22 protein-coding genes are annotated in these 25,774 nt (G+C 43.2%); 2 read left to right on the top strand and 20 right to left on the bottom strand.

Annotated features, from left to right (window positions below; genetic code table 11):
* Nucleotides 1-6: 6 nt before the first annotated feature.
* The 8 genes from ACO53F_RS05865 to ACO53F_RS05900 form a co-directional block, all read right to left on the bottom strand.
* On the bottom strand, nt 7-1,776 hold the full coding sequence (locus tag ACO53F_RS05865) for a glycerophosphoryl diester phosphodiesterase membrane domain-containing protein (protein ID WP_485137689.1): 1,770 nt from the start codon (nt 1,774-1,776) through the stop codon (nt 7-9).
* Nucleotides 1,777-1,911: 135 nt separating this feature from the next.
* Nucleotides 1,912-2,253: a zinc ribbon domain-containing protein YjdM gene (locus ACO53F_RS05870; RefSeq protein ID WP_035364310.1), complete on the bottom strand. Its 342-nt coding sequence runs from the start codon at nt 2,251-2,253 to the stop codon at nt 1,912-1,914.
* 70 nt (nt 2,254-2,323) lie between these two features.
* A complete protein-coding gene (locus ACO53F_RS05875; RefSeq protein ID WP_485137690.1) occupies nt 2,324-2,680 on the bottom strand; it encodes a DUF6568 family protein in 357 nt (118 codons plus the stop codon).
* A 70-nt stretch (nt 2,681-2,750) separates the two neighbouring features.
* Nucleotides 2,751-4,466 (bottom strand): hypothetical protein, encoded by a 1,716-nt coding sequence (locus tag ACO53F_RS05880; RefSeq protein ID WP_485137691.1) that lies wholly within the window; start codon nt 4,464-4,466, stop codon nt 2,751-2,753.
* 117 nt (nt 4,467-4,583) lie between these two features.
* Nucleotides 4,584-5,762: a CapA family protein gene (locus ACO53F_RS05885; protein ID WP_485137692.1), complete on the bottom strand. Its 1,179-nt coding sequence runs from the start codon at nt 5,760-5,762 to the stop codon at nt 4,584-4,586.
* A gap of 14 nt (nt 5,763-5,776) precedes the next feature.
* Nucleotides 5,777-6,448 (bottom strand): thermonuclease family protein, encoded by a 672-nt coding sequence (locus ACO53F_RS05890; protein WP_485137693.1) that lies wholly within the window; start codon nt 6,446-6,448, stop codon nt 5,777-5,779.
* A gap of 8 nt (nt 6,449-6,456) precedes the next feature.
* Nucleotides 6,457-7,020, bottom strand: coding sequence for a GNAT family N-acetyltransferase (locus ACO53F_RS05895; protein ID WP_485137694.1), 564 nt, complete (start codon nt 7,018-7,020; stop codon nt 6,457-6,459).
* 70 nt (nt 7,021-7,090) lie between these two features.
* Nucleotides 7,091-7,555 (bottom strand): PTS sugar transporter subunit IIB, encoded by a 465-nt coding sequence (locus ACO53F_RS05900; RefSeq protein ID WP_485137695.1) that lies wholly within the window; start codon nt 7,553-7,555, stop codon nt 7,091-7,093.
* 201 nt (nt 7,556-7,756) lie between these two features.
* Between ACO53F_RS05900 and ACO53F_RS05905 the strand changes: the two genes are divergently transcribed.
* Nucleotides 7,757-8,920: a helix-turn-helix transcriptional regulator gene (locus ACO53F_RS05905; protein ID WP_485137696.1), complete on the top strand. Its 1,164-nt coding sequence runs from the start codon at nt 7,757-7,759 to the stop codon at nt 8,918-8,920.
* A gap of 58 nt (nt 8,921-8,978) precedes the next feature.
* Here ACO53F_RS05905 and nrdH read toward each other — a convergent pair whose 3' ends face one another.
* The 12 genes from nrdH to parE form a co-directional block, all read right to left on the bottom strand.
* A complete protein-coding gene (gene nrdH, locus ACO53F_RS05910; RefSeq protein ID WP_485137697.1) occupies nt 8,979-9,206 on the bottom strand; it encodes a glutaredoxin-like protein NrdH in 228 nt (75 codons plus the stop codon).
* Between the two features lie 187 nt (nt 9,207-9,393).
* The gene (locus ACO53F_RS05915) at nt 9,394-10,233 is read right to left on the bottom strand and encodes an LD-carboxypeptidase (protein WP_485137698.1); all 840 of its coding nucleotides are present in this window, start codon (nt 10,231-10,233) and stop codon (nt 9,394-9,396) included.
* A gap of 16 nt (nt 10,234-10,249) precedes the next feature.
* Nucleotides 10,250-11,041, bottom strand: a complete 792-nt coding sequence (locus ACO53F_RS05920) for an ABC transporter ATP-binding protein (protein ID WP_485137699.1) — start codon at nt 11,039-11,041, stop codon at nt 10,250-10,252.
* Between the two features lie 17 nt (nt 11,042-11,058).
* A complete protein-coding gene (locus ACO53F_RS05925) occupies nt 11,059-11,928 on the bottom strand; it encodes an ABC transporter permease (RefSeq protein ID WP_485137700.1) in 870 nt (289 codons plus the stop codon).
* Between the two features lie 7 nt (nt 11,929-11,935).
* On the bottom strand, nt 11,936-12,916 hold the full coding sequence (locus ACO53F_RS05930) for an ABC transporter substrate binding protein (RefSeq protein ID WP_485137701.1): 981 nt from the start codon (nt 12,914-12,916) through the stop codon (nt 11,936-11,938).
* A 345-nt stretch (nt 12,917-13,261) separates the two neighbouring features.
* A complete protein-coding gene (locus ACO53F_RS05935; RefSeq protein WP_485137702.1) occupies nt 13,262-14,962 on the bottom strand; it encodes an Rqc2 family fibronectin-binding protein in 1,701 nt (566 codons plus the stop codon).
* Between the two features lie 75 nt (nt 14,963-15,037).
* Nucleotides 15,038-15,712: a TlpA family protein disulfide reductase gene (locus ACO53F_RS05940; RefSeq protein ID WP_485137703.1), complete on the bottom strand. Its 675-nt coding sequence runs from the start codon at nt 15,710-15,712 to the stop codon at nt 15,038-15,040.
* A 23-nt stretch (nt 15,713-15,735) separates the two neighbouring features.
* Complete coding sequence (locus tag ACO53F_RS05945; protein WP_485137704.1) at nt 15,736-16,665, bottom strand: manganese-dependent inorganic pyrophosphatase; 930 nt, start codon at nt 16,663-16,665, stop codon at nt 15,736-15,738.
* A gap of 207 nt (nt 16,666-16,872) precedes the next feature.
* On the bottom strand, nt 16,873-17,652 hold the full coding sequence (gene pflA, locus ACO53F_RS05950) for a pyruvate formate-lyase-activating protein (RefSeq protein WP_485137705.1): 780 nt from the start codon (nt 17,650-17,652) through the stop codon (nt 16,873-16,875).
* Nucleotides 17,653-17,735: 83 nt separating this feature from the next.
* Nucleotides 17,736-19,964 carry a formate C-acetyltransferase gene (pflB, locus tag ACO53F_RS05955; protein WP_298077466.1) on the bottom strand — a complete coding sequence of 743 codons (2,229 nt, stop codon included), beginning with the start codon at nt 19,962-19,964 and terminating at the stop codon, nt 17,736-17,738.
* 421 nt (nt 19,965-20,385) lie between these two features.
* Nucleotides 20,386-22,845 carry a DNA topoisomerase IV subunit A gene (parC, locus tag ACO53F_RS05960; protein WP_485137706.1) on the bottom strand — a complete coding sequence of 820 codons (2,460 nt, stop codon included), beginning with the start codon at nt 22,843-22,845 and terminating at the stop codon, nt 20,386-20,388.
* Between the two features lie 2 nt (nt 22,846-22,847).
* Complete coding sequence (gene parE / locus ACO53F_RS05965; protein ID WP_485137707.1) at nt 22,848-24,935, bottom strand: DNA topoisomerase IV subunit B; 2,088 nt, start codon at nt 24,933-24,935, stop codon at nt 22,848-22,850.
* A 188-nt stretch (nt 24,936-25,123) separates the two neighbouring features.
* On the opposite strand from parE, the gene plsY reads away from it, so the two are divergent.
* On the top strand, nt 25,124-25,768 hold the full coding sequence (gene plsY / locus ACO53F_RS05970; RefSeq protein ID WP_485137708.1) for a glycerol-3-phosphate 1-O-acyltransferase PlsY: 645 nt from the start codon (nt 25,124-25,126) through the stop codon (nt 25,766-25,768).
* The last annotated feature ends 6 nt before the right edge of the window (nt 25,769-25,774 follow it).

Consider the following 25,774-nt stretch of genomic DNA (forward strand, 5'->3'; position numbering starts at 1 on the left):
ATCCTTTCAGAACTGTGGCGCAATAAGTTGCCATACACGTTCGAAGTAAGTTTGATTGTCTGAGATACCGTATTGGATCTCCTTGAGTGTTTCCAATTTGTCGGTAATAATGCCATCCACAGGCTGATAGAGAAAGCTTTGGATTTCATCTTCATCATTTATGGTCCAGACGTAAAGTTCTTTTCCCTCCTGATGGGCTTGTTTGGCTAGTTCACTAGTGTAGGAAAAAGCCTCTAGGACATAGAAATCAACCTCATTTTTGGCAAAAGCACCAAATTGAAGCGGTATAACGTAGCCTGTCTTAATTTCCGAATTGAGGGCTTCTATGTCATCAATGACTTGATGATTGAGAGACATGACTGGATAGCGGTTAGTAATACCTAATTCTTGGAGTTTATCAACGATCAGTTGAGCATAATTATCTGGCTCCTTGCCATGTGGCTTAAGCTCAATTAGAAGATCAATATCTAGCTCCTGAGCTCGCTTAACAAATTCCTCAAAGGATGGCAGCTGACTTTGATAGTCTCCCTGACTGAGCGTCAGCCCCACTAATTCATCATAAGTCATATCCGAAACTTCTCTATTGATGCCCGCCAAACGCTGTAAATTACTGTCGTGCATAACGACTAGACCTTGATCTTTAGTCATTTGAACATCTAATTCTACCATGGTGGCGCCATTTTCAGCGGCTGCTTCAAGTGCTTGGATGGTATTTTCTACACCCTTTTCCACATAACCCCGATGACCAATAATAGCTTGATGAGTCTGATTGGTTTGACCCGCTAGTAAAAAGGCATTCTCCCCTATTTTAAAGAATATGAGACTAAAGACTAATAGGAAGATACGGCGACGGTGGCGACGATGACTGGGCTCAATTAAGAGCAGCGAATTGGTCACTTCAGGCGCCACTACCTGATCCACTAAAATGATTAAGGTCCCGACTTTGGACAGGATAATCACAGTGAAGGCAATTAACTTGAGAATTGACAAGAGCAGCGCTTGGACTATAAAACTATTACCGGATGGATCTAAGAACATGGCCCCTTCAATGAATAAGCTAATCAGCCCCATACTAATTAAGCCAAGGATAAAACCGAAAATAGCGAAGATTAAAAGCAATTTCCACTTCTTGTATCGGGTCATTTGCCAACTTTCTCTGAGCGAAAGAAGAAAACTCTGATCCTTAATCATCATAAGTGGCATGGCATAAATCAAGCGCAAGTTGAGATAGAAGAGAATAATAGCTAGGAGCGTCACAAGAACTGTCCCCTGCCAGGTTTTAAGAAACTCACCTGTAATGAAATCTGGCACCCTGATGCCATTGGTCAGTGAAGACTGCATGACCAGACCAGATATGGGAATGGTAAGCAAAACATAGCTAAGAAAATAGAGAAAACTAAGGCCAAACAAATGCCTTAAGCGACCCAGGGCTTGGCGAATCACAGCTCCATAGGATATTTCCTTTTTGAGCTGGCGAGCATAAATGACATAAATCAAGACCGATAACTCGATAAAGAAAAGCGCCGCAAAACAGAGGGCAAACAAGAGAAAAGCTAGTAGACTGTCGGGTTGTCTCAATAGATAAGAAAAATTATTAATATCTAAATGGGTCTGGTTGCCCAGAACGAGAGCTAAGCGAAAAATCAGTTTGAGAAGATAGCCTCCCACATAGGTAATGGCTATTTGGAGGAGGGCTGCAATCGTCACAAAACTCAACAAATGACGAAATAAAAGCAAGAACAATTGCTTCAATGAGTGTCGCATGGTCTGCTGCATGGTCTCCCCTCCCCTTCATGATTTCTTAAACACTTTCTATTGTAACCTAAGATCAGTCCGTCCTTATCAGTCCAAGGGCTGATTTAATCGGCAAAAAACCCGTTCTTGACGTAAGAACGGGTCCTAAGACGCTGGTTATTTCTTGACGTAAATTGATTTGAGATAAAGGCTACCAATGCCATCAATCTTACATGCAATGTCGTGACCATCAACTGGCTCATCAATTAAACGGATGTTTTTAGCCTTGGTCCCTTGTTTAATCGTTGTCGTCGCATTCAACTTAAGATCCTTAATAACCGTGACACTGTCACCATTCTCAAGTTGATTGCCATTGGCATCGCGAATAATCCCGGCTTCAGCACGAGCAACTTCGTCTTCCTGGGTCCATTCATGGGCACACATTGGGCAGACAAAGAGCTGGCCATCTTCGTAGGTATATTCAGAATCACATTGCGGGCAATTTGGTAATTTAGACATCTTCTTCCTCCTTTTTGCTTAGTCTCAGTATAGCAGAATCAGCTAAGAGGAAGCAAGAATATTTTAGTAACTAGCGCTTAACAAAGGCTAGAATCTCTTCTGGACTTAGGGAGCTGTCACACTTAACATGAACCCCTTCTTTGTCTGAAAAGAGGAAACCTGGCACAGTTGGAACTTGCCATTGATCGCGTAATTGTTGCACTTGGCTCAAAGTTTCTGGATTTTGCGAGTGCAGATAAGCCACTTTTAAGCCAGCTTCTTGTGCCAATGGGCTAAGTTTAGCCACAAAACGACGGCAGTATGGGCAGCTTTCACGGCCAATAAAGAGGATGCCACCATCTTTGGCGTCCATCATTGCCTTGGCTTCTTCAGGGCTGACAGCTTGGAATACTTTGACTTGTTCTAGGTAGTTTGCTACTTCATTCATGAATTAATCACTCCTTTGCATTTTACCCTTTTATTATACGATTTTTCCTGCCCATCACAAAATGCTTTGCTTAGTCAAAATGAATGTCTTTGAGTTTCTTGCGTTCGCGATAACGCCGGTAGAGATAGATAGCTACAATGACAGCTGCTAAGCCACAAAGTGCCAAGGCTAATGTCATGTAAAAGGCTTGCTCGCCTGTATCAGGCAACTTGACACTGCCCTTGCCCTTGCCCTTGTCTTGACTACTCTCATTGGCTTGATTTGAATTGGCTTTTGCTTTAGCTTGCTTTTTAGATTGGCCAGACGGGGTTTGATGCTTGGATTTGCTCTGATGATTGGAATTCTTAGCCTGCCGTTTATTGAGTCGCTCCTTAAGTCGCTTTAGTGTCTCGGGATTATTATCCGCTGACGATTCCGAGCTAGACTCTGACTGCTTTTGACTTGAGCTTGAAGTTTCTTGATGCCCTTGACTGCTAGGGTCTCTTGTCTGCCTATCATGGTCGGACGGTGTCCAATCTCTAGTAGAATTAGCCTGGTTGCTATTACCCAACTCACTATTTGAACTGTTAGTCTCAGGATCTTCTGACATTAAATCCGGTATCGTCAGGAAGCTTTCCTCCTCATCTTCAACTAGCTGCCACTTTTGACTCGTCTCATTATAATTCACTAAATGTAATTGATAACGCTCCACTAAGGCTTGCAATTTTCCTTGGGCTTCAGCACCATAGTGGTGGGCGTTAAGATAGTCGGCTAAACCTTGTTTAAGGGCTTGAAAAACCTCTTTGTTAATGGATGTCAGATAACGATATTGGCCGATTTTGAGTTGGTAGACTTGATCGAACTTTGCTTGCAAAGTCGCCTTATCACCTGATTGGTAGTAGTGACGCAGGGCTAGATTAGCCAAAATTTCTACGTCAAATAACGATAGTTCCTGCGCATACTGATAATAGGTCTCCCCTTCTGGTGAAAGTCGCAAGTCCTGTTTGCCCTCCAATAGCTTGTTAACCTCATCAAGATTGCTAGTTTCAGGTGAAAATAGTGTCTCAATCTCTTGGTACTTAAGCTTTTGATAGGCTAAGGGAACAATCTGCTTGAGCACTTGATTGACCTGTACCAAATAGTCAGCCAAGGTCTCACTAGCAGGATTGAGCGCTAGGCTCTCGGCACTAAGATAGTGACTAGAGTAAGGATAAAGCAAGCAGGCATTAAGTGCCGTCTTATTGGATTTGGATTGCTCTAATTGGTCTTCTTTATGGTCATGCTCATAATCCAAATTGGCTATATCTGACTTGATTTGGTCTAACTTGGTCTGATTTTCTTGTTTTTCAGCTTGCGCACTCGATAAAGCATCTTGCAAACTGGCCACTTGAGGTTGATTGGCTAAAGTGGCTGCCTGCTGGTCTTCACTAGCTTGAGCTAATTCAGGATTTTCTTTTACTAAATCTTGATAGGCACTATCTAAGACTTGATCTAACTGGTCGTGTAGGGTTTTGATTTTATCGTCTAAGCTAGCTAGCTCAGCTTGTACTTGCTTGGCTTGATCTTCTAGGCTGGCTAAGCTAGCTTCTTGATCCCGCATCTGACTTGCTAAGTCCTGGGAACTGCTAGTGTCGTTTGCATCTGCTTGGGTCATTTGTCGAATAAGGCTGACACAAGTTGAGGCCTCAACTGGTATCTTATTAACAGACTGAGATAAAACATAGGCTGATTGTGCCCCCACCTGACTAGCCACCATGACAACTAGTATGGAGCCAGTTGTCAAGATGCCCTTAAATTTTACTTTCATACTACTCCCCTCCTTCTTATATAAATACCCAAAATAGGCTAAATATATCCGAAAAATCGACATAAAAAAAGAAAAGCCCATTCCATCAGGCTTTTCTTTTATATAAAATATGTATGATTAATCCAGGTAGTCAACGACTTGAACCTTGTTAGTAAAGCGCGTCATACGTTGACGGATTTCGTCCATAAGGGCTTGTCCATTGGAAATATTGTATTTCTGCCAGTCAGCAAGAGGCACAACCAGGTATTCACTAGACTCTGGTAGACCAATATTATAAGTTGGCATAAAACGCATGCTATCTAGAACCACCTTACCATCATTTAGCTTACGATAAGTAAATTCTGTGATCCCCCCTACCTTGGTTGCTGTCTCGTATTGACCAGTCAGGAAGTTACCATGTGAGAAGAGTCCCGCTTGATATTCATTATAGTAGATAAAAGGCTCTAAAACGTGTGGATGACCACCTAAAACGAAGTTGGCACCAGCATCACGAGCCAATTGATGAGTAGCTATTTGGTCTGCCGTCGGCATGGTCTCATACTCTTCACCATTTTGAATAATAACAATGGAAACATCGACCTTGCTATTCAAGTCCTTGATTTCAAGTGGTATGAGCTGCTTGTCGATCAGTGTTGCTAGATACTGCTGATTCTGAGGGCGTTCCAAACCATTGAGGCCATAGGCATAAGCCAAAAAACCAACCTTAATGCCGTTTCGTTCAATGATGCGAGGTGTATTATAGTCCTCCCAGCTCTCATAAGAACCCACATACATCATGTCTCGTTGTTTGAGGGCTTTAATGGAAGCTAATACCCCTTGTGCCCCCATATCCATGGTATGGTTGGACACATTGTTGACGATATCTACCCCAACATTTTTAAGGCTGTCAACAATCTGTGACGGTGCATTGAAGAAGGGATAGGTCCCTAAACCAACAGACTCCCCTGCCACAATAGTTTCCATATTAGCAACGGTAATGTCAGCATTTTCTAAATAGGACTTGACTGGCGCTAACATGCTATCAAAATTATAGCCATTGGCAGTTCGCGCCCGTTCATAGACAAAGTCATGCAAGAGAATATCGCCAATAGCACGCACGCGGACTGTTGACCCCTCTTGGCTCGACTCACTGCTTTGGCCTACGGACTGCATGGCTGACTCATTTTTATCAATGGTCATTTGAGCCTGAACCAATGACAGAGGCGTCCATAAAGTCAATAGACTCATAACTAAAAGAAGTTTGCGCTTCAACTTGATTTTGAATACTTGCTTGGCTTGCTTATTTCTTAGCTGCATAGGCGATTCCTTTCTTATTCTTGGATAGTAAATTTCCCCTTATCATTGACGTAGTTGGGGATAGACCAGATACCCTTCTTGGCATTCTTTGCTTGCTTTTGAGCCTGTCTCAGGGTCTTTTCTTGACTGTTGTTAGGAGGATTGACATAGGAAACCGAGGCCAAACCTTCCTTGACTAATTCTAGGGATACTAACTTGTCATCGGCATAGACATAGGCAAGCGCCCGGTCATAATCATCGGCATAGGGTCCCTTGTCGAACTCAAGGGTAACCTGCTTAGCATTGGTCAGTAATTCTTGGTTGCGATGGGCAGCATCTTTACCGTATGGCTGTGGCTTGAGACCTTCCTTAACCGATTCTGGCGTATCAATCATCAGATAACGGGTCCGAAATTCATGTCCGTTTAAGGAGAGGACAACTGTATCCCCATCTACAATGCGGACAAAGTTAACCGGAATTTTCTGGCCTTTTGGCAGGACTTGATAGTTGGTCCCAGTAAAAGCCTTGATATCAATCTTCTCACTAGTAGAGCCAGAATTTTGCGCTCCTTGGCTAGACTCAGGGCTGTGATTCTTGTCCTTAGGGCTATCTAGGCCACCAGGACGGAAATACCAGATTAGGACTAGAATCAAGAGTCCAATTACTAAGCGAATCCAGTCTTTGCTTGTATAGTCTTTAAAGTTCATATATCCTCCTAGGGCTTTACAGTTTTTTGCATATGGTGGTAGTCATGGCCTGAGAAAGTGACTCGGTCTCTGACTTCAAATCCCAAGCGATGGTAAAGGGCCTTGGCTCTGGGATTGACTAAGTCACAATTAAGGCCTAAAACTGTCCCCTCCGAGTGAACAGATTCAAGGTGCTTAACCAAGGCGGTCGCAATACCTAATCCCCGAGCTTGAGGAGCTACGACTAGCATATCAATGTACCATTCATCGTCACGACTTTCGCGAGTCAAGGAGAAATCTCCTAACTCTGTGTGATCACCAAAATGCTGTTCTATGAGGCGATCATATCTAGGCTCTAAATGGCCCGGGTACCCTAAGACTAGCCCCTGAATCTGGCCCGTATGTCTAGATTGATAAACCCAGCAATTTTGGTAATTATATTTTTGCTTAGTATCTAAGAGATGTTGAATCATAGCCTCTTTAAAAGTCTGAGAATCTAAAGCCACAAATGGTTCAAACTCCATATCTTGCCAGATAATGACCATCAAATCATAGAGAGCAGGCACATCACTGGCCTGGGCTGGGCGTATCATAGGGCACTTCCTAACATTTACAAAGATTGAAAAACAAGCCCAAACCAAGGGCCTGGACTTGTTCTAAAGCTTAAAATACATAGGTTGCTTCTTCGGACGGAATTCGTCTCACTTCAACCTTAGTCCCTGCTTGAGCTTGACTATCCAGCCAATCCATTTCCTCTTGGCTTAAGGAAGTTGAGGCTGCAATATGACGTTTACCAGGCGACATATCCAAGTTACCAATATTGATATATGGGATTTTAACCCCTGCAGCTACCACGCTACGTAGGTCTTGGATATTTTCAAAAATGAGTAACATTTTTTTATCTGAAGACAGATTAGGCAGCTTGTCAATGGCTTGTTGTAAGGTGTAGTAGCGTGTATGATATTCATCTGGAACAGCCATATCTAGCAAGCCTTGTTGTATCTTGTTTTGTGCAACCGCATCGTTGACGACAATGATTGTATTGATTTCGAGTTTACTGCACCATCGAACTGAAATCTGGCCATGAATGAGTCGATTATCAACTCTGGCCATTTCGATTGTTGGCATTGAGATTTCCTTCCTCTCATGACTAATTACTTTCTACAATCAATAGTATAATGCTATTTAAGGCTAGATACAACTCTATTGATGGAATCTTAGACATTTTTAATTTATCCTTTTTAATTTTTAGGACATTTTTAGTGATTAATAGCCAAAATTGAGGTATACTAAAAGAGTAAATGCCCGAAAAAACAAAGGGGTGAACCTATGTATATTAAAACATCTGCCTTTGCTCATGCTGACTATTTTGATTCCCTCACTAATTTTGACATGGATAGTCAGAAGCACCATAAGAAGTCCTTGACTATTAATCGCCAGAAGTCAGATAGTTTTCTTAAGTTTCCTGATACTGTGACTATTACTGCTAAAAGCGGGATTGCCCTCATTATTATGACCCATAATCCTTATCTAGTAGATACCTATCAGGAGTTTGTTCTTCAAGGCTCTATTGAACTACATGCCAACATTTGTTTTAATATTCTCTCTATTACAGATGAATGTAGTATTATTTTAGAACCACGTTTTAATCACCAACCAGAATTAGTTCCTGCTAAACAAGCACTTAAGGTACGTGATTTTGTTGAAGAAATTAGAATTGAGAAAGTCTACGGTTTCTTCTACCAAGTGAAGACTGCGCCCTATCGCTTCAGTAATGACCAACACGACTACTTTGAGATGACCATTGTCGATCAAGGTGAGTTAGTCCACGAAGTAGACGGTGTCAAACACACTGCTAAACGCCATGATTGCATGCTCTACTATCCTAAGCAGCGTCATAGTCAAATGGTTAAACGCGACGGCGTATCCACCTATCTCTCCATTATGTTTCAGGCTAGTGGCATTAGTCCCGAGCTCAAGCATAAAATTGTCCACCTCAGTAATCACTATACCCAAGTAATCGAAAAAATGGTCGAACTGTCCAATCACCCTGGCGCACCATTCTATGCTGATGAAATGATTACGCTCTTTAAGTCTGTCATTATTCAGATGCTTAAGAGCGACCAGGCTTTCTATGATGAGCCTAGCACTTCCATGCGCGAGAATTACGAGAATGAGCTATTCCAATCCATCGTGGATTATCTTCACCACCATGTGGAAGCCGAAAACCAAGTTAATGATTTGGTCAATCACTTCAATTTATCTCGCTCTACCCTACAGTTACTATTTAAAAAATATGCCAATATGACGCCTAAAAACTATATTAACCAGCTTCGACTCAAACGTAGCAAGCTCTTAATTAAGGAATCAAAATTGACCCTGTCAGAGATTGCTGAAACCTTGGGCTACGGTTCGCTTCAGTATTTTTCACGTGTTTTCACCCAAGAATACGGTATGAGCCCATCTCATTACGCCAAACAGCTCCTCAAATAATGAATTATAAAAGACCCGCCAACTCCTACTTGGGAGATTAGCGGGTCTTTTTATTAGCTTAAGCTAATTTTTCTAGCATATCAGGACGGAAACCAAAGAATGGTTCAACCCCGTCAGCAACTACAACAGGCAAGGATTGGAAGCCAAGCTCTTGGACACGAGCTAGGGCCTCGCTGTCTTGCATAACGTCTACAGCTGTATATTCTAGATTGTGTTGATCTAAGAATCGCTTAGTAAAGTCGCATTGCATGCAGTTTGGTTTGGAATATACCGTAATTTTGTTCATAAGTAGGATCCCCCCTTCGAATTTACTTTACTATCATAACTCGATTAGGAGAAAAAGGCAATCTATATCTAGTAAAAATTTTTGATTTAATAAATTTTACCTACTATATATAGTGTCACCTCACGAACATTCCCTATTTTAAGTCAAGTAAAAGTTCAGTGATTTTGAGGGAAGTCAAGTATCATTTTTAGTTAATAGCCGTAAATTCATTCTTAATTCCATGGTAATCGAAAGGTTTTAGTGGAAAACGATGCCCCAAATAGAAATTTTCGGTGATGGCTGTCTCAGTCATACTACTAAGATAGTCCACTAAAATTGGTCGCTGTCCCTTATCGTCTAATTCATTGAATTGTCCCAGACAAATTTCGCCTAAATCATCCAAGTTTACTAGCTGACTAAGCTGTACCATTAGAGACTGGATTCGTTCTAAGGAACCTGAACTAGCTTCCAGGTATAAGCGTCGCCCTGCTATATCTTGTGGCCAGAAGCTGGTACCAGCTAGTTTGAGAAAACAACGAATATTTCCGCCAAAGGCTTTCAAATTATCTCCAGGCTTATTTTGCAAGAAAGCCTCAAAGTTAGCACGCGAAGTAGGATCTAAGACCAAGGCTAGGGGAAAGAAATTCACCGGTATAATCATGTCATGAGCCAAACAGGCATTAAGCATCACACTATTGTCACTATACCCCATATAATAAACAGGCTTGTCTCGCTTCAAGTGCTTGAAAAATTCTGTCGGTAATGATGCTAAGGTTTGGTTGGCTAAGTCCCCACCTGTTAAATCCATTATCCAGTCGACCTCAGAATCAGCTAAGGCCTTAGCCAAATAGTCTGCCCTAAGCTCGGCTGGACAGTGACCACCCGTTTCCTGATCTAGCCAAATACTAGGCTTAATCGTAACCTTGGCACCATATTGATGGGACAAAAGCTTGACTAAGGCATCCAGATTGTCTTGGGCTTGCAGGGTCTTGGCTTTACCATTAGAACACCCTAAGAGCACTACATGGCGACCTTTTAAAAGTGTCATAAGAAATTCCCTTTCCTTAGAGACTCGCTTGGGCTTCAGCCTCAATCAAGTCTTCCAGATGTCGATAAAGGACAGGCGCCGTTAAAGTCTTGACTTGGTCCTGGTCATAAATATGCTGAATCTGCCCCTTATGCATCAGCAAAATACGGTCGCAATATTGAATGGCATCAGGCAATTGGTGAGTAATCATGAGCGCCGTCAGCCCTTCCTTCTTAATCAGGTCAGAGGTCATTTGCATCACTTGACGGGAGGTACGCGGATCCAAAGCAGCCGTATGCTCATCTAAGAGTAAGAGTTCTGGTCTTTTAAGTGTTGCCATGATTAAAGCGATAGCTTGGCGTTGGCCACCAGACAGGGCTTCAATCGGCACATTTAAGCGATCTTCCAATTCCAAATGGAATTGACTCAATAAATTTCTCATGGCCTCATAGTTATCCTTAGTAAGTGATTGCTTAAAGCCAGGTTTTTGGCCCCGCCTAGAGGCCAACATAAGATTCTCGAAGACCGTCATACGTGGGGCGGTCCCCATGCGCGGATCCTGGAAAATACGGCTAATGAGGGCCGCATTTTTGCTTTCAGCTTGGTTACTAATAACTTGTCCATTCAGTAGAATACTACCTGAGGTCACAGGCGTATGGCCAGTCAAGCAGTTGAGCAAGGTAGATTTTCCTGCTCCATTGGTCCCAATAATGCCCAGTATTTCGCCCTTTTGGACTTGAAAAGAAATATCGCTTAGTACCTGTAAGGGACTATCCTGCATACGATAGAAGGTCTTGCTAATAGATTGTACATCCAGTTGTATGGTCATTATCTTATCCTCCTATCTTAATTTTTAGCTTGAATTTTCTTACGCATAGCTGGCAAAGCCAAGAAAATGGCTAAAACTAAGGCAGATATCAAGCGGAAGTCAGATGGTAAAAAGCCTAGCTTGAGCACGGCCACCAAGAGTAAGCGATAAAGGACGGAACCCACGACAATGGCACATAGCCTCATAGATAGGGTCAGCTGTTTGAAGAGCATCTCCCCAATAATAATGGAAGATAGCGCGATGATCACCGTCCCAGTCCCCATATCCACATCAGCATAACCATTCTGTTGGGCAATCAGCGCCCCACTTACAGCAATAATTCCGTTGGAAGTCATGAGGGCTAAGCATTTCATTAACTTAACCGAAATCCCTAGACTGTGCGCCATAACTTCATTGTCCCCTGACGCAACCATGGATTGACCTAAATCAGTCTTAAAGAAATAACCCAGCAAAAGAATGACAATCAGGGTTAGGATGGATCCCACGAGGAAAATGCGACTAGTAGAATCTGCCATTAGGCCAGTTAATAGATCGTAGAGAGTCTTAACCTGGCGCAAACTCAAGTTAGCCCGTTCCATAATTCGCAGATTAATAGAGTAAAAGGCAGTTAAGGTAATGATCCCCGCTAAAAGAGATGGGATTTCGAAATAGGTCATCAATAGCCCAGTAACTAAACCGGTCAGCATCCCTGCCACAAAAGCTGTGAACAGGGATAAGACAGGATGTAAGCCTAGGGTTAAGGTCTTGACTGCGACTGCCGCCCCAACCGCGAAGGAAGCTTCACTGGTCAAATCGGCAAAGTTGAGAATACGAAAGGTAATGTAGAGCCCAATCCCCATTAGGCTATAAAGTAGCCCCTGAGCGATGGCACTATAATAAATTCCCATATAGAAATTACTCCTTACTTAAGTCCTTGAATTGAGAGGTTAAATCACTTGGTAATTGAATACCTAACTTCTCAGCAGTTTGACCGTTATAGACTTTGACTGTTTCTTTGGCAAATTCGATTGGTAAATCAGAAATTTTGGTGCCATCAATAATTTTGAGACCTAAATCTGCAGATTGCTTACCGATATTAGTTTGGCTGATGGCTACTGATAAGAGGGCCCCTTCTTTGACTGCCTTCTCATAAGTTGGCAAGACTGGAATCTTGGCCTTGTCGGTAACATCTAGCAGTGTGCTAATCGAACTCGCAATGGTGTTATCCGTTGGAATGAAGATGGCCTGGCTCTTGCTTGCCAATTCCTCAGCAACTAAAGCCATATCATTAGTTGAGTCAATGGTCTTGACTTCCACCTTGTAGCCTAATTTTTCAGCAATAGCTTTGGCTTTTTCTACTTCAGCCTTAGCATTGTCTTCGCTAGTGGTGTAGAGCATCCCAATAGTTTTAACATCTAAATCAAGGGATTTGAATTGCTTGAAGAGGTCTTCTAAAGGTGCAAAATCACTGACCCCAGTAATATTACCATCTGTCTTATCTAAAGCCGACACTAATTTGGCGCTGACAGGATCCGTGATACCTGCAAGAACGATTGGGATTTTTGTGGTGGCTTGTTGTAAAGACTGTGCCACTGGAGTGGTGATGGCAAAGATCAAATCTGGTTCCTTAGCCACTACCTCTTCCGAAATGTTATGAAGTAGGTTCATATCGCCTTCCGCATTTTGGAAGTCAATTTCTAAGTTATCCCCTTCCTTGTAGCCGTGGCTAGCAAGGGATTCCTTAATCCCACTGGTAATTTCATCCAAGGATGGATGAGTCACAAGTTGAACGATGGCAACTTTTAATTTGGCAGGTGCTGCATGCGCCACTAGGCCTTGGCCTGCAATAAGAATTAAAGCAAAGAATAGTGCGACAAATTTAACTACTTTTTTCATAATAAATCTCCTTTTTTCTGATAAGAATTAGTTAGCAACAAAAAATCCGACGCCAGCTATGCGTCGGATTAGAAGTCCTATCTCAAAACCTCTGGATCATCTACGCATAGTCTTGACTCAGTGTCTATGCAGTAAACAGAGGTGTTAGGCTACATAGATACAGCAGTATGTTAAACTGGGCTGTATCCATTGGAAATGTTCCAAGTCTACAACCTATCTATGCCAGAATTGCCAGTATTTTGTTGCTTGTGTTTGACTTTGAAACATTTGCCTCAACCTTTCATTATTTTATAATCCTAGTTTAACCTTGTTTGCAAGCAGTGTCAAGACTAATGTGGAAAATTTTTATTTTTTGACTTCCATGGCTTCGATAAGCTCCGGACTTGGCGTGACACTTAGCGTTTTCTGCCCTTCGTAGATAACATAGCCTGGTTTGGCCCCATTTGGTTTTCTTAGAAACTTAACCTGTAAATAGTCAACTGGGACATTGGCTGACTGTTGAAACTTGGAATAATAGGCTGCTAGCATGGCTGCTTCTGTCAAGCTAGAATCTGAAGGGTGTTCAGATTCAATAATGACATGTGAGCCAGGAATATTCTTAGCATGTAGCCACCAGAAGTTCTTATTGGCCTGTTTAAGGCTGAGCTGATCATTCTGGAGATTATTACGCCCTACTAAGATTCGTGTCCCATCACTTGCTTGATAGAGCCGTGGACCCAAGCCCTTGTCCTGACGGCGTTTCTTGAGATTTTGTTGCTTGGCACTCAAGTAGCCTTGCTCCGCTAGTTCTAGGCGAATTTGCGCCACATCCTGGAGATCAGCTCGACTAAGTTGTACCTGGACAGACTCCAAATAAGCAATTTCTTCTTGTGCAAGCTGCCTTTGGAGCTCGATATGCTTGAGAGCATCGCGGTACTTGGTATAGCGTTTAAAATAAGCCTGGCTATTTTCAATTGCCGTCTTACGCGGGTCCAAGTCGATTTCTATCATTTGGTCATTGTCATAATAATTTGGTAAAGAGACTTGACTCTGCCCCTTTTGGATTTGGTAGGCGTAGGCAGAAAGCAATTCACCTTTGATGCGATAGCTTTCTGATTGAGATGCCACAGCTTGATCTTGATCCAAATTAGCTAGCTTAAGCTGGTTACGTTCAATCAAATGTTGCAAACGTTGGTTCAAGTCCCCCGTCATTTGCTTAATTCGATCTAATCGAACGCGTTCCGCATAATAGAAGGCAATCAAGCCTGACAATGTCTGATGGGGCACCCACTGGCCAGTCACGCCTACTAAAGGCGTCATATAAAAATCAGGTTTCTCAGCTTCTAAGAAATAGGCGCCCCCTGCTTCTACTGCCTGACAGAAATCAGCTAGAACTGCCTCCCATTTTTTCCCTGATTGGACTTGGGCTAAGAAGGATTGACTGGCTAGTCGGCCTAGGCCCTGAATGTGGGCTTGAACCTGACCCGGGCTAGTCGCGCTAGCTAATCGTTCTGCTAGTTCTGCTCTATCCACCTGGCTGAGCTTAAACAAGTTGACTTGTTTCTCATCTTGAGGTGGCCGGCGATAGTCAGCACCGGGCTGCAACAAGCGATAGGAATTAAAAGCCATAGGTACATGTTTAAGACAGTCAATGATGCGACCTTGGCCATTAACCAGAATCACATTAGAATGCCGCCCCATTAGTTCAATAATCAAGCGATAAACCTGGCTATCCCCCAACTCGTCTCGTCCCGTAAAATGCAGCTCAACAATCCGATCATTCTCGACTTGTTGAATATCTAGTAGCACGGCTTGCTCCAGATGTTTACGCAAGAGCATGCAGAACATTGGCGCGTGTTCCGGGTTAGAGGGACGCTCGTCCGTCAAATGTAGGCGATAGTATTGAGGGTGGATAGAAACCAGAAGACGTAAATTTTGGCGTTGAGATCGAATAACAAGTTGCAGTTCTTGCTCAAAAGGCTGATAAATTTTGGCAACCTTCCCCCCTATTAAGTGGCTACCTAGCTCCTTAACCAAGGCATGAGTCAAAAAACCATCAAAACTCATCCCATCACATCCTCTCTAATTACTTGAATAAAAGAACAGCGCCCTAGGCACTGTTCTTACTTTTAGTCACTTAAACTACTGCTCAGCCACCATTTGCTCTAGTACTTTGAAGAGTTCTTCCCGAGGCACAGAACCCTGGCCGCGTTTAAGAATTTCTCCTTTAGCGTTGAGAATATAGGTTGTTGGCAGGCTGACTGCGTTGAAAGCAATTTGGTTCTGACGTTGATCGTCATAATAGATTGGTAGGTCAGTCAAGCCAGCTTCTTTCAAATAAGCTTGCGCCTTCTCTGCTGTCTCATCTGGACGGCTACCAGTCGCATTAATCATAACAAAATTAACTTTATCCCCGTATTTGCGGTAGGCTTCTAAGAAATAAGGCATTTCCTCCCGACAAGGTGGACACCAAGAAGCCCAAATATTGATGATAGTTGGTTTACCAAATTTTGATGATAAGTCAATGGTATTTCCAAGCTCATCTACCAACTTAGTTTCAGGAGCAGGCGTCCCCTTACGTTCAGGCTTGTTGACCCCACGTACGGCCTGGCTACTAGACGACGTGGAACTTGCCGCCTCACTAGAGGAAGAATCAGCCTTGGCAACTTGTGAGCTCGATTCCTCAGATGAGCTAGTAGACACTGCCACTGAAGCAGGTTCTTGATTCAATTGGTTGGCTAGCCAGATACTAGTCCCAATCACTACTAATCCTAAAATGACTAGGACTGGATAAAGCAATTTCTTAACTTTGTTCATAAAAACTCCCTTTCGACAGATAACTAGCGAGCTGCGTAGCTATCTGTTAATGGTGGTACAATTTGTTTTTTACGTGATACTACCCCTGGCAGTTCTAGTTCTTGGTCCACTACCTTCTGACCAAAAGCGGCTTCCAAAGCAGATACATCTTGGCCTACAACTAACCCAAAGGAGTTACTATCTAAGACGTCTGTGACTACTAAGAGGAAGAGTTCATAGCCTTTTGCCTCAACTTCCGCTTGCATAGCCTTTAATAAGGCTTCTTTACGAGCCAAGAGATCAGCAAAACCAATGGCATTGACTTGGGCAATCCGTACTTGGTGGCCATTCATGTCAAAGCTCTTAGCATCTAAGTTGAGTAAGGTTTCTTCGGATTTGCTTGCTAAGTTAGTCCCAGCCTTCAATAAATCCAAACCATAGACTTGTGCATCAACACCCGCCAGTTTTGCTAAAGCTTGTGCTGCATCTACATCTTCTGGCGTGCAAGTTGGTGATTTGAAGAGTAAGCTATCAGAGATAATAGCAGACAGCATGAGACCAGCAATTTGCGCTGGAATTTCAATCCCTGCTTCGCCAAACATCTTGTAAAGGACAGTAGCAGTACAGCCGATTGGCTCACAACGATAGTACAAAGGCTGTGCAGACTCAAAGCCAATACGGTGGTGATCAATGACATAGTCTACTGTTAACTCAGCTAAATCATCAATAGACTGGCTGGCTTCATTGTGGTCCACTAGGGCCACATGGGCACCTGTTCCTGCCGCTGATTCAATCACACGAGGTGCTTGAGCCTTGAAGTAGTCAAGGGCAAAAGCCGTTTCTTCATTAGGTGCACCGAGTGCTACGGCCTCTGCTTGGTGGCCTTTTTGGTTGAGGTAGTAGGCAAAAGCAATAGCAGATGCGATAGTATCAGTGTCTGGGTTTTTATGTCCGAAAACTAAGTATTGGGTCATGTCAGTGGATCCTCCTATAAGATAATTACTGCCTTAATTTTAACATGTAGCTGGGAAAAATTATAGCCCCAAAGAGGTCCAGGCAAAGTCCCTCATACCCTTTCATTTTACGCTTTCCCACCCTTATTAGCAAATTTCCCGCCTATAACTTTTGCACAAAATAAATAGCCTTTAGTGATAGTAACTCACTAAAGGCTATTTCAAGGCTTAAGCTGTTAGATAACCGCGATAAGAAGCAGTTTCTAGAATACGTTTGGCGTTCTCTACCCGATCAGGTGTCGGCGGCTCAATACCTGCCAAACGGTATTTAATCCCTAGGGCTTCGTACTTATAAACCCCTAACTTATGATATGGCAAGACCTCAAATTTCAAAACATTTTTAAGCGTCTTGACGAAGGCACTAAGGCGAATCAGATATTCATCAAAGTCAGTGCGTTCAGGTACCAAGACATGGCGAATCCATACTGGTTGACCAATATCAGATAAATAGTGTGCCAAATCCAAGATATTCTCATTAGGCTGACCCGTTAATTTACGGTGACCATCTGAATCAATGTGCTTAAGATCCAAAAGAATTAAATCTGTATACTTAAGCAATTCATTAAATTTACTAAAGAATGGCTCCTTGCGGGTGAATGGTCCCCCACATGAGTCCAAAGTAGTGTGGACCCCATTGGCTTTACAGATTTTGAAAAACTCAATGATAAAGTCAATCTGCAAGAGAGGCTCTCCCCCACTAACCGTAACGCCGCCCTTCTTACCCCAGAAATCCTGGTATTGAACGGCCTCGTCAAAGAGTTGTTGAGGTGTGTAGTCATGTCCCCCACGCGTCGCCCAAGTATCTGGGTTGTGGCAAAATTCGCAACGTAGGCGGCAGCCCTGCATGAAGGTAATAAATCGAATGCCTGGGCCATCCACGGACCCAAAACTTTCGGTTGAATGGACATGACCAATTACTTGTGTTGTGGCTGTGTTCCCAAATTGCATTGCATTTATCTCCTTACCTATCTCTATATAAAGGGCAAAAGCGACGAGTTGCCCCGTCACTTTTCCCAGTCAAGACTCGACTATTACATTTGGCTATGCATAGTCCGGTTGATAACGTCTAATTGTTGTTCACGGGTCAACTTAATGAAGTTAACGGCGTAACCAGATACCCGGATGGTTAATTGTGGGTAGTTTTCTGGGTGCTCCATCGCATCCACTAAGGTGTCGCGGTTGAATACGTTGATGTTGAGGTGGTGACCACCTTTTTTAGAGTAACCATCCAACATGTTGGATAAGTTTTCTTGTTGCACATCTTCTTCCTTCCCTAAGGCACGTGGGATGATGGAGAAGGTGTTAGAGATACCGTCTAATGCGTAAGAGTAAGGTACTTTAGCAACAGATGATAAGGAAGCCAAAGCCCCGTGAGTGTCACGACCGTGCATTGGGTTAGCACCTGGTGCAAATGGTTGACCTGCACGACGACCGTCAGGTGTGTTACCAGTCTTCTTACCATACACAACGTTAGAAGTGATGGTTAAGATAGAAGTAGTGTGTTGCGCATTGCGGTAGGTTGGGTGCTTCTTAACTTTTGTCATGAAGCGTTTCAAGAGATCAACCGCCATACTATCTACGCGGTCATCGTTGTTCCCATATTTAGGGAAGTCGCCTTCTACTTCGAAGTCAACTACTACGCCGTTTTCGTCACGGATTGTCTTAACTTTACCGTATTTGATTGCAGACAAGGAGTCAGCTGCTACAGAGAAACCAGCGATACCAGTCGCCATAGTACGGTGAATGTAGGTATCTTGTACCGCCATTTGAATGCGTTCGTAGCTGTACTTGTCGTGCATGTAGTGGATACAGTTGAGGGCATTGACATAAAGTCCTGCCAACCATTCCATCATATCATCATACTTTTCCATTACTTCTTCGAAGTCTAGGTATTCAGAAGTGATTGGTCGGAACTTAGGACCTACTTGAGCCTTAGATTTTTCATCGACACCACCGTTGATTGCGTAGAGCAAGCACTTAGCTAAGTTAGCACGAGCGCCGAAGAATTGCATTTGTTTACCAACACGCATTGCAGATACACAGCAGGCAATCGCATAGTCATCACCATATTGTGGACGCATTACTTCGTCGTTTTCGTATTGGATAGCTGAAGATTCGATAGACATCTTAGCTGCAAAGGTCTTGAAGCCATCAGTTAACTGTGGTGACCAAAGCACGGTTAAGTTTGGTTCTGGTGCTGGACCTAAGTTAGATAAGGTGTGGAGGTAGCGGAAGGAGTTCTTAGTTACCAATGGGCGACCATCTAAACCAACCCCTGCAATAGATTCAGTTACCCAGGTTGGGTCTCCAGAGAAGAGTTCGTTATATTCAGGTGTACGCATGAATTTAACTAAACGTAACTTCATGATGAAGTGGTCAACTAATTCTTGCGCTTCTTCTTCTGTCAAGGTACCATTGCGTAAGTCACGTTCTACGTAGATGTCTAAGAAGGTAGAAGTACGACCCAAGGACATTGCTGCCCCGTTTTGTTCTTTGATAGCAGCTAAGTAAGCTAAGTAGAGCCATTGGAAAGCTTCTTTAGCGGTAGTTGCTGGTTTAGAAATATCGAAGCCGTAGATTTCCCCTAATTTCTTAAGATCTTTCAATGAACGATATTGTTCTGACAATTCTTCACGTAATTGTAAGATGTCATTGGTCATAACATCGCAACCGATGTTGTTGTAGTCTTTGAGTTTTTCTTCCATCAAACGGTCAACACCGTAGAGGGCAACACGACGGTAGTCACCGATGATACGGCCACGACCGTAAGCATCTGGTAGACCAGTGATGATCCCAGACTTACGAGCTGCACGCATTTCTGGTGTATAAACATCAAATACCCCTTGGTTATGCGTTTTACGGTATTCAGTAAAGATGTGAGATACTTCTGGGTCTACATGGAAGCCATAAGCTTCTGCAGACTTTTCAGACATACGAATCCCACCAAATGGTTGTAAACCACGTTTGAATGGTTTGTCAGTTTGGAAACCAACCACTTGTTCCTTGTCTTTATCTAAGTAACCAGGACCGTGAGAAGTGATGGTAGATACAACAGATGTGTCAGTATCTAAGACACCGCCTGCTTCACGTTCTTGCTTGTTCAAGTCCATTACTTGCGCCCATAAGTCTTTGGTTGCTTGGGTAGGACCTGCTAAGAAACTATCGTCTCCTTCATAGAGCGTATAGTTTTGTTGGATGAAATCGCGCACGTCGATTTCTTCCTGCCATTTTTTACCTTTAAAGCCTTGCCATTGTTCCATAGATATCCTCCTTAACTGAACTGTAAACTATCTAGTACAACAACTTTTATATGTTCATTATAACACTCACATTTTAAAATGCAAGCCCTTTAGCTCAGAAACATCAAGTAAAATATCTTATTATATCAAGGTTTACACCGGTTTCACAAAGTCGCGCAGCTTGTGCAAAAGTTTGTGAAATATCTATCCTGTACTAATTCTGTTTGCCAATAATTTGTCATCTGTATTAGTACATTTGCTTCTAACCCTAGTCCTACACGTTTTCTTTTTCTTACAAAAAATCTATAACAAGCAATACTAAGACAGATCTATCTTCTTCTACAAGTAAAATGAACAAACTTTATTATCCTAGCCCCACTGTCTTGCACAAAGTCTAAGCAAAAAAAAATAACCATCGCCCAATCAGACGATGGTTAAAAAACTAATTTGCTTCTGAAGCCTGAGATTGGATGTCCAAAACTAAATAGCAGTCTAAGACATTACCTAATTTGGCTAAATCAGGCGCTTGCGAGCCGTTAGCAAGTCGATCCGACAGTGGAATCTCACTAGCTGGAAAGACAACTTTTTGTCCTGTATCCCCTAAAAGACAGACTAGGTGCTGAGCTTTATCAAGGGCTAAGACTTTCAATAATTGATGTGGATTGGTTTTTAATTCTTTTAGTAAGAGGACACCACGCGAACCACGTCCCAGTTCAGGTATGACAGTTAGGTCGCTGCGTTTCACATTGCCACGTTGAGTTAAGGCAAAGAGTTGCGGGCGTTTTGCCTCTTGATTAACGACTAGGCAGGCCACCACCTGGTCTTCTTCTTTCAACTTAATAGCTGTTACCCCTTTGGCTTTCAGACCCATTTCTGATACTAAATCAGCTGAGTAACGCAAGCAATAAGAACGTTTGGTCAATAAGACCACTTCATAGTTTTGACCAGCTTTAAGGCATTCTGCTGCTACCACATCATCTTGATCGTCTAGCAGATTCATAGCCTTTGCCGTCCGCGTTTTATAGGAGCGGTAAGTGGTGAAGGCCGATAATGGCGTCTGCTTAATCATACCAGCCTTAGTAGCCAAGATTAGTTTATGGTCCTCCTGGCTTGCCACAAAAGCCTTAACAAAGCGCTCGCCATCTTGAAGTTGATAGTTTTGGGACAGATGGACCCCAAGATCCTTCCATTTAATCTCAGGCAGTTCATGCACCGGAATATGAATATAATTTCCCTTGGAAGTGATAATGACTAATTCTTGGTGGGTACTGAGTTCCTCAACAAAGATTGGATAGTCAAAGTCACGTAAGCCCAAACTGTTTAGATCAGATGAGGCAAAGGAACGCATACTAGTCCGCTTCATATAGCCTTCCTTGGTCAAAGAAACCATAACTTGCTCGTCTGGAATCAGAATATGAGTATCGATTTCTAGGCTTTGAACCTCTGCTTGTATTTGACTACGACGCGGTGTCGCAAAGTCTTTTTTGATAGCTTTAAGTTCGTTGATCAAAACCTTATTGAGGATTTCAGGATTGGATAGGATATTTTGATACATCAAAATCCGTTCATTTAATTCCAAACGTTCCTGTTGCAAGGCCGTAATGTCGGTATTGGTTAATCGATAGAGTTGTAAGGATACGATGGCTTCCGCTTGCTCCATAGAAAAATCAAACTCGGCAACTAAGTTTTCCTTAGCATCCTGTTTATTATCAGACCGGCGAATGGTAGCAATGACTTCATCCAGAATGGAAACCACGCGAATCAAGCCATCTACAATATGTAGACGTTTTTGGTCATTAGCCAAATCATACTGAGTACGACGGGTGACGACTTCCTGTTGATGACTGATATAGGCTTCCAACATCGTTTGTAAGTTGACCAGTTCTGGTCGTCTTTTGTTGATGGCTACCATATTAAAATGGTAGTTAACCTGCAGGTCAGTATGTTTTAGGAGGTAGGTCAGAATCCCCTTGGCGTCCACATCACGCTTGAGTTCTACAACCAGACGCACCCCATTGCGGTCAGATTCATCGCGAACATCCGCGATGCCTTCTACCTTACGCTGAATGCGAATTTCGTCTAAGCGTTGAATGAGCTTGCTCTTGTTGACTTCGTATGGTAATTCGGTCACCACAATCTGACTCTTACCACCTTTTAAGGTCTCAATATCAGTTTGCGAAACCAGGGTAATTTTCCCCTGCCCAGTCTTATAGGCTTGTTGAATGGCATCAATGCCTTGGATAATGGCCCCCGTAGGGAAGTCAGGTCCCGGTACTAACTCCAACAATTCCTCTAACTTAGGACGCTTGTGGGTTAAGAGATAGATGACGGCATCAATAATTTCACCTAGGTTATGAGGAGGAATTTCAGTGGCATAACCAGCTGAAATCCCTGTTGCCCCATTGACTAAGAGGTTAGGGAAACGTGCTGGCAGAACAGTTGGCTCCTCTTCCGTATCATCGAAGTTAAGGATAAAATCAACGGTTTTTTGCTTAATATCACGCAGTAACTGAGCAGCAATAGGTGACAGGCGGGCTTCAGTATAACGCATAGCTGCGGCTGGGTCCCCATCCATAGAACCGTTATTTCCGTGCATATCAATCAGAGGATTACGTAACTTCCAGTCTTGACTCATGCGGACCATGGCTTCATAGACAGAAGAGTCCCCATGAGGGTGATAGTTACCGATGACATTACCGACCGTCTTAGCGGACTTACGGTAAGGATTGTCGGCTGTATTCCGGTCACGATACATAGCGTATAGAATCCGGCGTTGAACCGGTTTGAGACCGTCTCGAATATCTGGCAAGGCCCGGTCTTGAATGATGTACTTGGAATAACGACCAAAGCGATCACCAATCACATCCGCAAAGCTTAATTCTTGAATCATTTCTTGGCTCATGCTTAGACCTCCTCATCATTAAAGAGTGAAAATTCGCCGGAATCCTGGGCGATTAACTCAGGTCCTTGGGCTTCTTGACGCGCATCTTGTTGTTTGACTAAACTTTCATGATGGGCATGACTGGATTCTTGCCCTTGCGACATTTCCAGAAGTGAGTCTTCTGTATCTAGCGTAAAGCTGACATGACGCTCAATCCACTTACGTCGTGGTTCTACCTTATTACCCATCAGGGTAGTCAGTCGGCGTTCCGCGCGTGCCCCATCATCAATCGTGACACGAATCAATAGACGGGTTTCCGGGTTCATGGTAGTATCCCATAGCTGGTCGGCGTTCATTTCCCCAAGACCTTTATAGCGTTGAAGGACATAGCCTTTGCCAACTTTGGCAATTTTGCTGGCTAATTCTTCATCTGTCCATGCATATTCCACCACTTGCTTCTTATCTGATCCTTTAGATATTTTGAAGAGCGGAGGCATAGCCAAATAGACCTTGCCCGCTTCTAACAAGGGCTTCATATAACGGTAGAAGAAAGTTAAGAGTAAGACTTGAATGTGGGCACCATCCGTGTCCGCATCGGTCATGATAATGACTTTGTTATAGTTAACCGACTCTAGGTCAAAATCTGCCCCTACTCCTGCCCCGATAGTATAAATCATGGTATTGATTTCCTCGTTTTTGAGGATATCTTGCATAGACGCTTTTTCGGTGTTAATGACCTTACCGCGAAGTGGCAGGATGGCTTGATACTGGCGATTTCGGCCAAGCTTAGCTGAACCACCAGCAGAGTCCCCTTCGACTAGGTAGAGTTCGTTCTTGCTAGCATCTTTTGATTGAGCCTTGGTTAATTTACCGGAAATTGCTCGTTCTTGGGCCTGCTTCTTAGAACCAGAACGCGCCGCGTCACGTGCCTTACGAGCCGCTTCTCGCGTTTCTCTGGCCTTAATAGCCTTACGCAGAATCATCTGAGAGAAGTTACCATTTTCATTGAGATAGGCCGTCATTTTTTCGTTAACGAAGTTTTCTACCAGTGGGCGTGCCTTAGGCGTTCCAAGTTTTTCCTTGGTTTGACCTTCAAATTGTAGGTATTGCTCAGGAATACGTAACGAAATTACCGCTGTTAGCCCTTCTCTGACATCTGAACCTTCTAAGTTTTTGTCCTTATCTTTGAGCAGTCCTACCTTGCGCGCATAGTCATTGAAGGCCTTGGTCATGCCGGTCTTCATCCCCACCTCATGGCTACCCCCGCCACCTGTGCGAACATTATTGGCGAAGGATAGAATGGTCTCAGAATAGCCATCATTGTATTGAAAGGCAAAATCAATTTCAAAGCCCTCAACCTCACCAGCAAAGCCAGCGATATCTCCAAGGGTATCTTTCTCTTCATTTAAATAAGTAATGAAGTCAATCAGACCTTGGTTGAAGTGGAAGACTTCATGATAGTCAATGCGTTCATCGATTAGTTCAATGGTTAGGTCCTTAAGCAAGAAGGCAGACTCACGCATGCGTTCTGCAATCGTCTCACTGTTTATGCTAGCATGACCGAAAATTTTGCTGTCAGGCATAAAATGCACGGTAGTCCCATGTTTAGACTTGTTGGAGTTTTTAGTCTTAATGAGTTTAGTAACCGGAACGCCCCCATTCTCAAAGCGCATCTGATAGGTATAGCCATCACGGTCCACCTCAACCTGCACCCACGTAGAGAGTGCATTAACCACTGACGCCCCTACCCCGTGAAGGCCGCCAGCAGACTTATAGCCACCCTGACCAAATTTACCGCCGGCATGGAGGACAGTAAAGACCACTTCAATGGTTGGCTTACCTGAAGCATGCAAACCGACTGGCAAACCACGACCATTATCTTGAACCTTAACACTGCCATCTTGACAGATGGTTACCTTAATATGGTCTGCAAAACCTGACAAAGCTTCATCGACAGCATTGTCCACAATTTCATATAAAAGGTGATGCAAGCCACGTTGGTCAGTAGAGCCGATATACATACCCGGACGCTTACGTACGGCTTCTAAGCCCTCTAGGATTTGGATGGCATCATCACCATAATTTGTTAATAATTGCTGCTTATCAGCCATTATTGTCACCTCAACTTTTCGTTTCAACTGTTCTATCATACCAAATACTAGGTCTAGATTTCAATTAAATCTTTCATCTGGCCCATTCTAGCGCATCATCCGCCAAATAGCAACTGAAAGATGTCCTCTGGCCTTTTTTTTACTAGGAATTCGTGATACACTAAAGGGGAATTTAAAGGAGGCTCTCTATGCATCTCAAAATCCTATTGATTATTGCCACCTACTTACTAGGTTCCATTCCTACTGGAGTTTGGTATTCACGTCTACGCTATCGTCAAGACGTACGCCAAACAGGCTCTGGTAATAGTGGTGCAACTAACATTGGTCGTACCTACGGTTTTCAGTCAGCCGTCTTAGTTGCCATGATTGATGTCTTAAAAGGCTGGATTCCAGTCCTCTTGGCCAAATGGCTCTTCACAGATAATGCCTGGGTAATCTCAGCTGTCGCACTTGCAGCCTTAATTGGCCATGCCTATCCCATTTGGGCCAACTTCAAGGGCGGCAAGATTGTTGCTACTTCTATCGGTGTCTTGCTAGGCTTCCATTTCTGGATTGCCTTGGTCATGGTTATTAGCTTCTTTACCTTACTCTATCTAACAAGTACCGTTAGCTTCTCAGCCATGGTTTCTTATAGCTTGACCGCCTGCTATCTCTTCTTGACTCAGCCCAATAAAATCTACGGCGTGACCTTTATCATTATCGCCCTCTTCATGATTTATCGTCACCGTCAGAACATTGAGCGCCTAATGCGCCATGAGGAAAAGACGATCAGCTTTGGTCTCGGTCTCTGGCTCAATCAGCATGGATCCAAGGATTCATCACAAGCTAAATAAAAGCAA

Source organism: Abiotrophia sp. (assembly GCF_057275535.1).

Coding starts and splice junctions, on each gene's coding strand:
- ACO53F_RS05865 (WP_485137689.1), bottom strand. CDS start 1,776: ATGCAGCAGACCATGCGACACTCATTGAAGCAATTGTTCTTGCTTTTA.
- ACO53F_RS05870 (WP_035364310.1), bottom strand. CDS start 2,253: ATGTCTAAATTACCAAATTGCCCGCAATGTGATTCTGAATATACCTAC.
- ACO53F_RS05875 (WP_485137690.1), bottom strand. CDS start 2,680: ATGAATGAAGTAGCAAACTACCTAGAACAAGTCAAAGTATTCCAAGCT.
- ACO53F_RS05880 (WP_485137691.1), bottom strand. CDS start 4,466: ATGAAAGTAAAATTTAAGGGCATCTTGACAACTGGCTCCATACTAGTT.
- ACO53F_RS05885 (WP_485137692.1), bottom strand. CDS start 5,762: ATGCAGCTAAGAAATAAGCAAGCCAAGCAAGTATTCAAAATCAAGTTG.
- ACO53F_RS05890 (WP_485137693.1), bottom strand. CDS start 6,448: ATGAACTTTAAAGACTATACAAGCAAAGACTGGATTCGCTTAGTAATT.
- ACO53F_RS05895 (WP_485137694.1), bottom strand. CDS start 7,020: ATGATACGCCCAGCCCAGGCCAGTGATGTGCCTGCTCTCTATGATTTG.
- ACO53F_RS05900 (WP_485137695.1), bottom strand. CDS start 7,555: ATGCCAACAATCGAAATGGCCAGAGTTGATAATCGACTCATTCATGGC.
- ACO53F_RS05905 (WP_485137696.1), top strand. CDS start 7,757: ATGTATATTAAAACATCTGCCTTTGCTCATGCTGACTATTTTGATTCC.
- nrdH (WP_485137697.1), bottom strand. CDS start 9,206: ATGAACAAAATTACGGTATATTCCAAACCAAACTGCATGCAATGCGAC.
- ACO53F_RS05915 (WP_485137698.1), bottom strand. CDS start 10,233: ATGACACTTTTAAAAGGTCGCCATGTAGTGCTCTTAGGGTGTTCTAAT.
- ACO53F_RS05920 (WP_485137699.1), bottom strand. CDS start 11,041: ATGACCATACAACTGGATGTACAATCTATTAGCAAGACCTTCTATCGT.
- ACO53F_RS05925 (WP_485137700.1), bottom strand. CDS start 11,928: ATGGGAATTTATTATAGTGCCATCGCTCAGGGGCTACTTTATAGCCTA.
- ACO53F_RS05930 (WP_485137701.1), bottom strand. CDS start 12,916: ATGAAAAAAGTAGTTAAATTTGTCGCACTATTCTTTGCTTTAATTCTT.
- ACO53F_RS05935 (WP_485137702.1), bottom strand. CDS start 14,962: ATGAGTTTTGATGGTTTTTTGACTCATGCCTTGGTTAAGGAGCTAGGT.
- ACO53F_RS05940 (WP_485137703.1), bottom strand. CDS start 15,712: ATGAACAAAGTTAAGAAATTGCTTTATCCAGTCCTAGTCATTTTAGGA.
- ACO53F_RS05945 (WP_485137704.1), bottom strand. CDS start 16,665: ATGACCCAATACTTAGTTTTCGGACATAAAAACCCAGACACTGATACT.
- pflA (WP_485137705.1), bottom strand. CDS start 17,652: ATGCAATTTGGGAACACAGCCACAACACAAGTAATTGGTCATGTCCAT.
- pflB (WP_298077466.1), bottom strand. CDS start 19,964: ATGGAACAATGGCAAGGCTTTAAAGGTAAAAAATGGCAGGAAGAAATC.
- parC (WP_485137706.1), bottom strand. CDS start 22,845: ATGAGCCAAGAAATGATTCAAGAATTAAGCTTTGCGGATGTGATTGGT.
- parE (WP_485137707.1), bottom strand. CDS start 24,935: ATGGCTGATAAGCAGCAATTATTAACAAATTATGGTGATGATGCCATC.
- plsY (WP_485137708.1), top strand. CDS start 25,124: ATGCATCTCAAAATCCTATTGATTATTGCCACCTACTTACTAGGTTCC.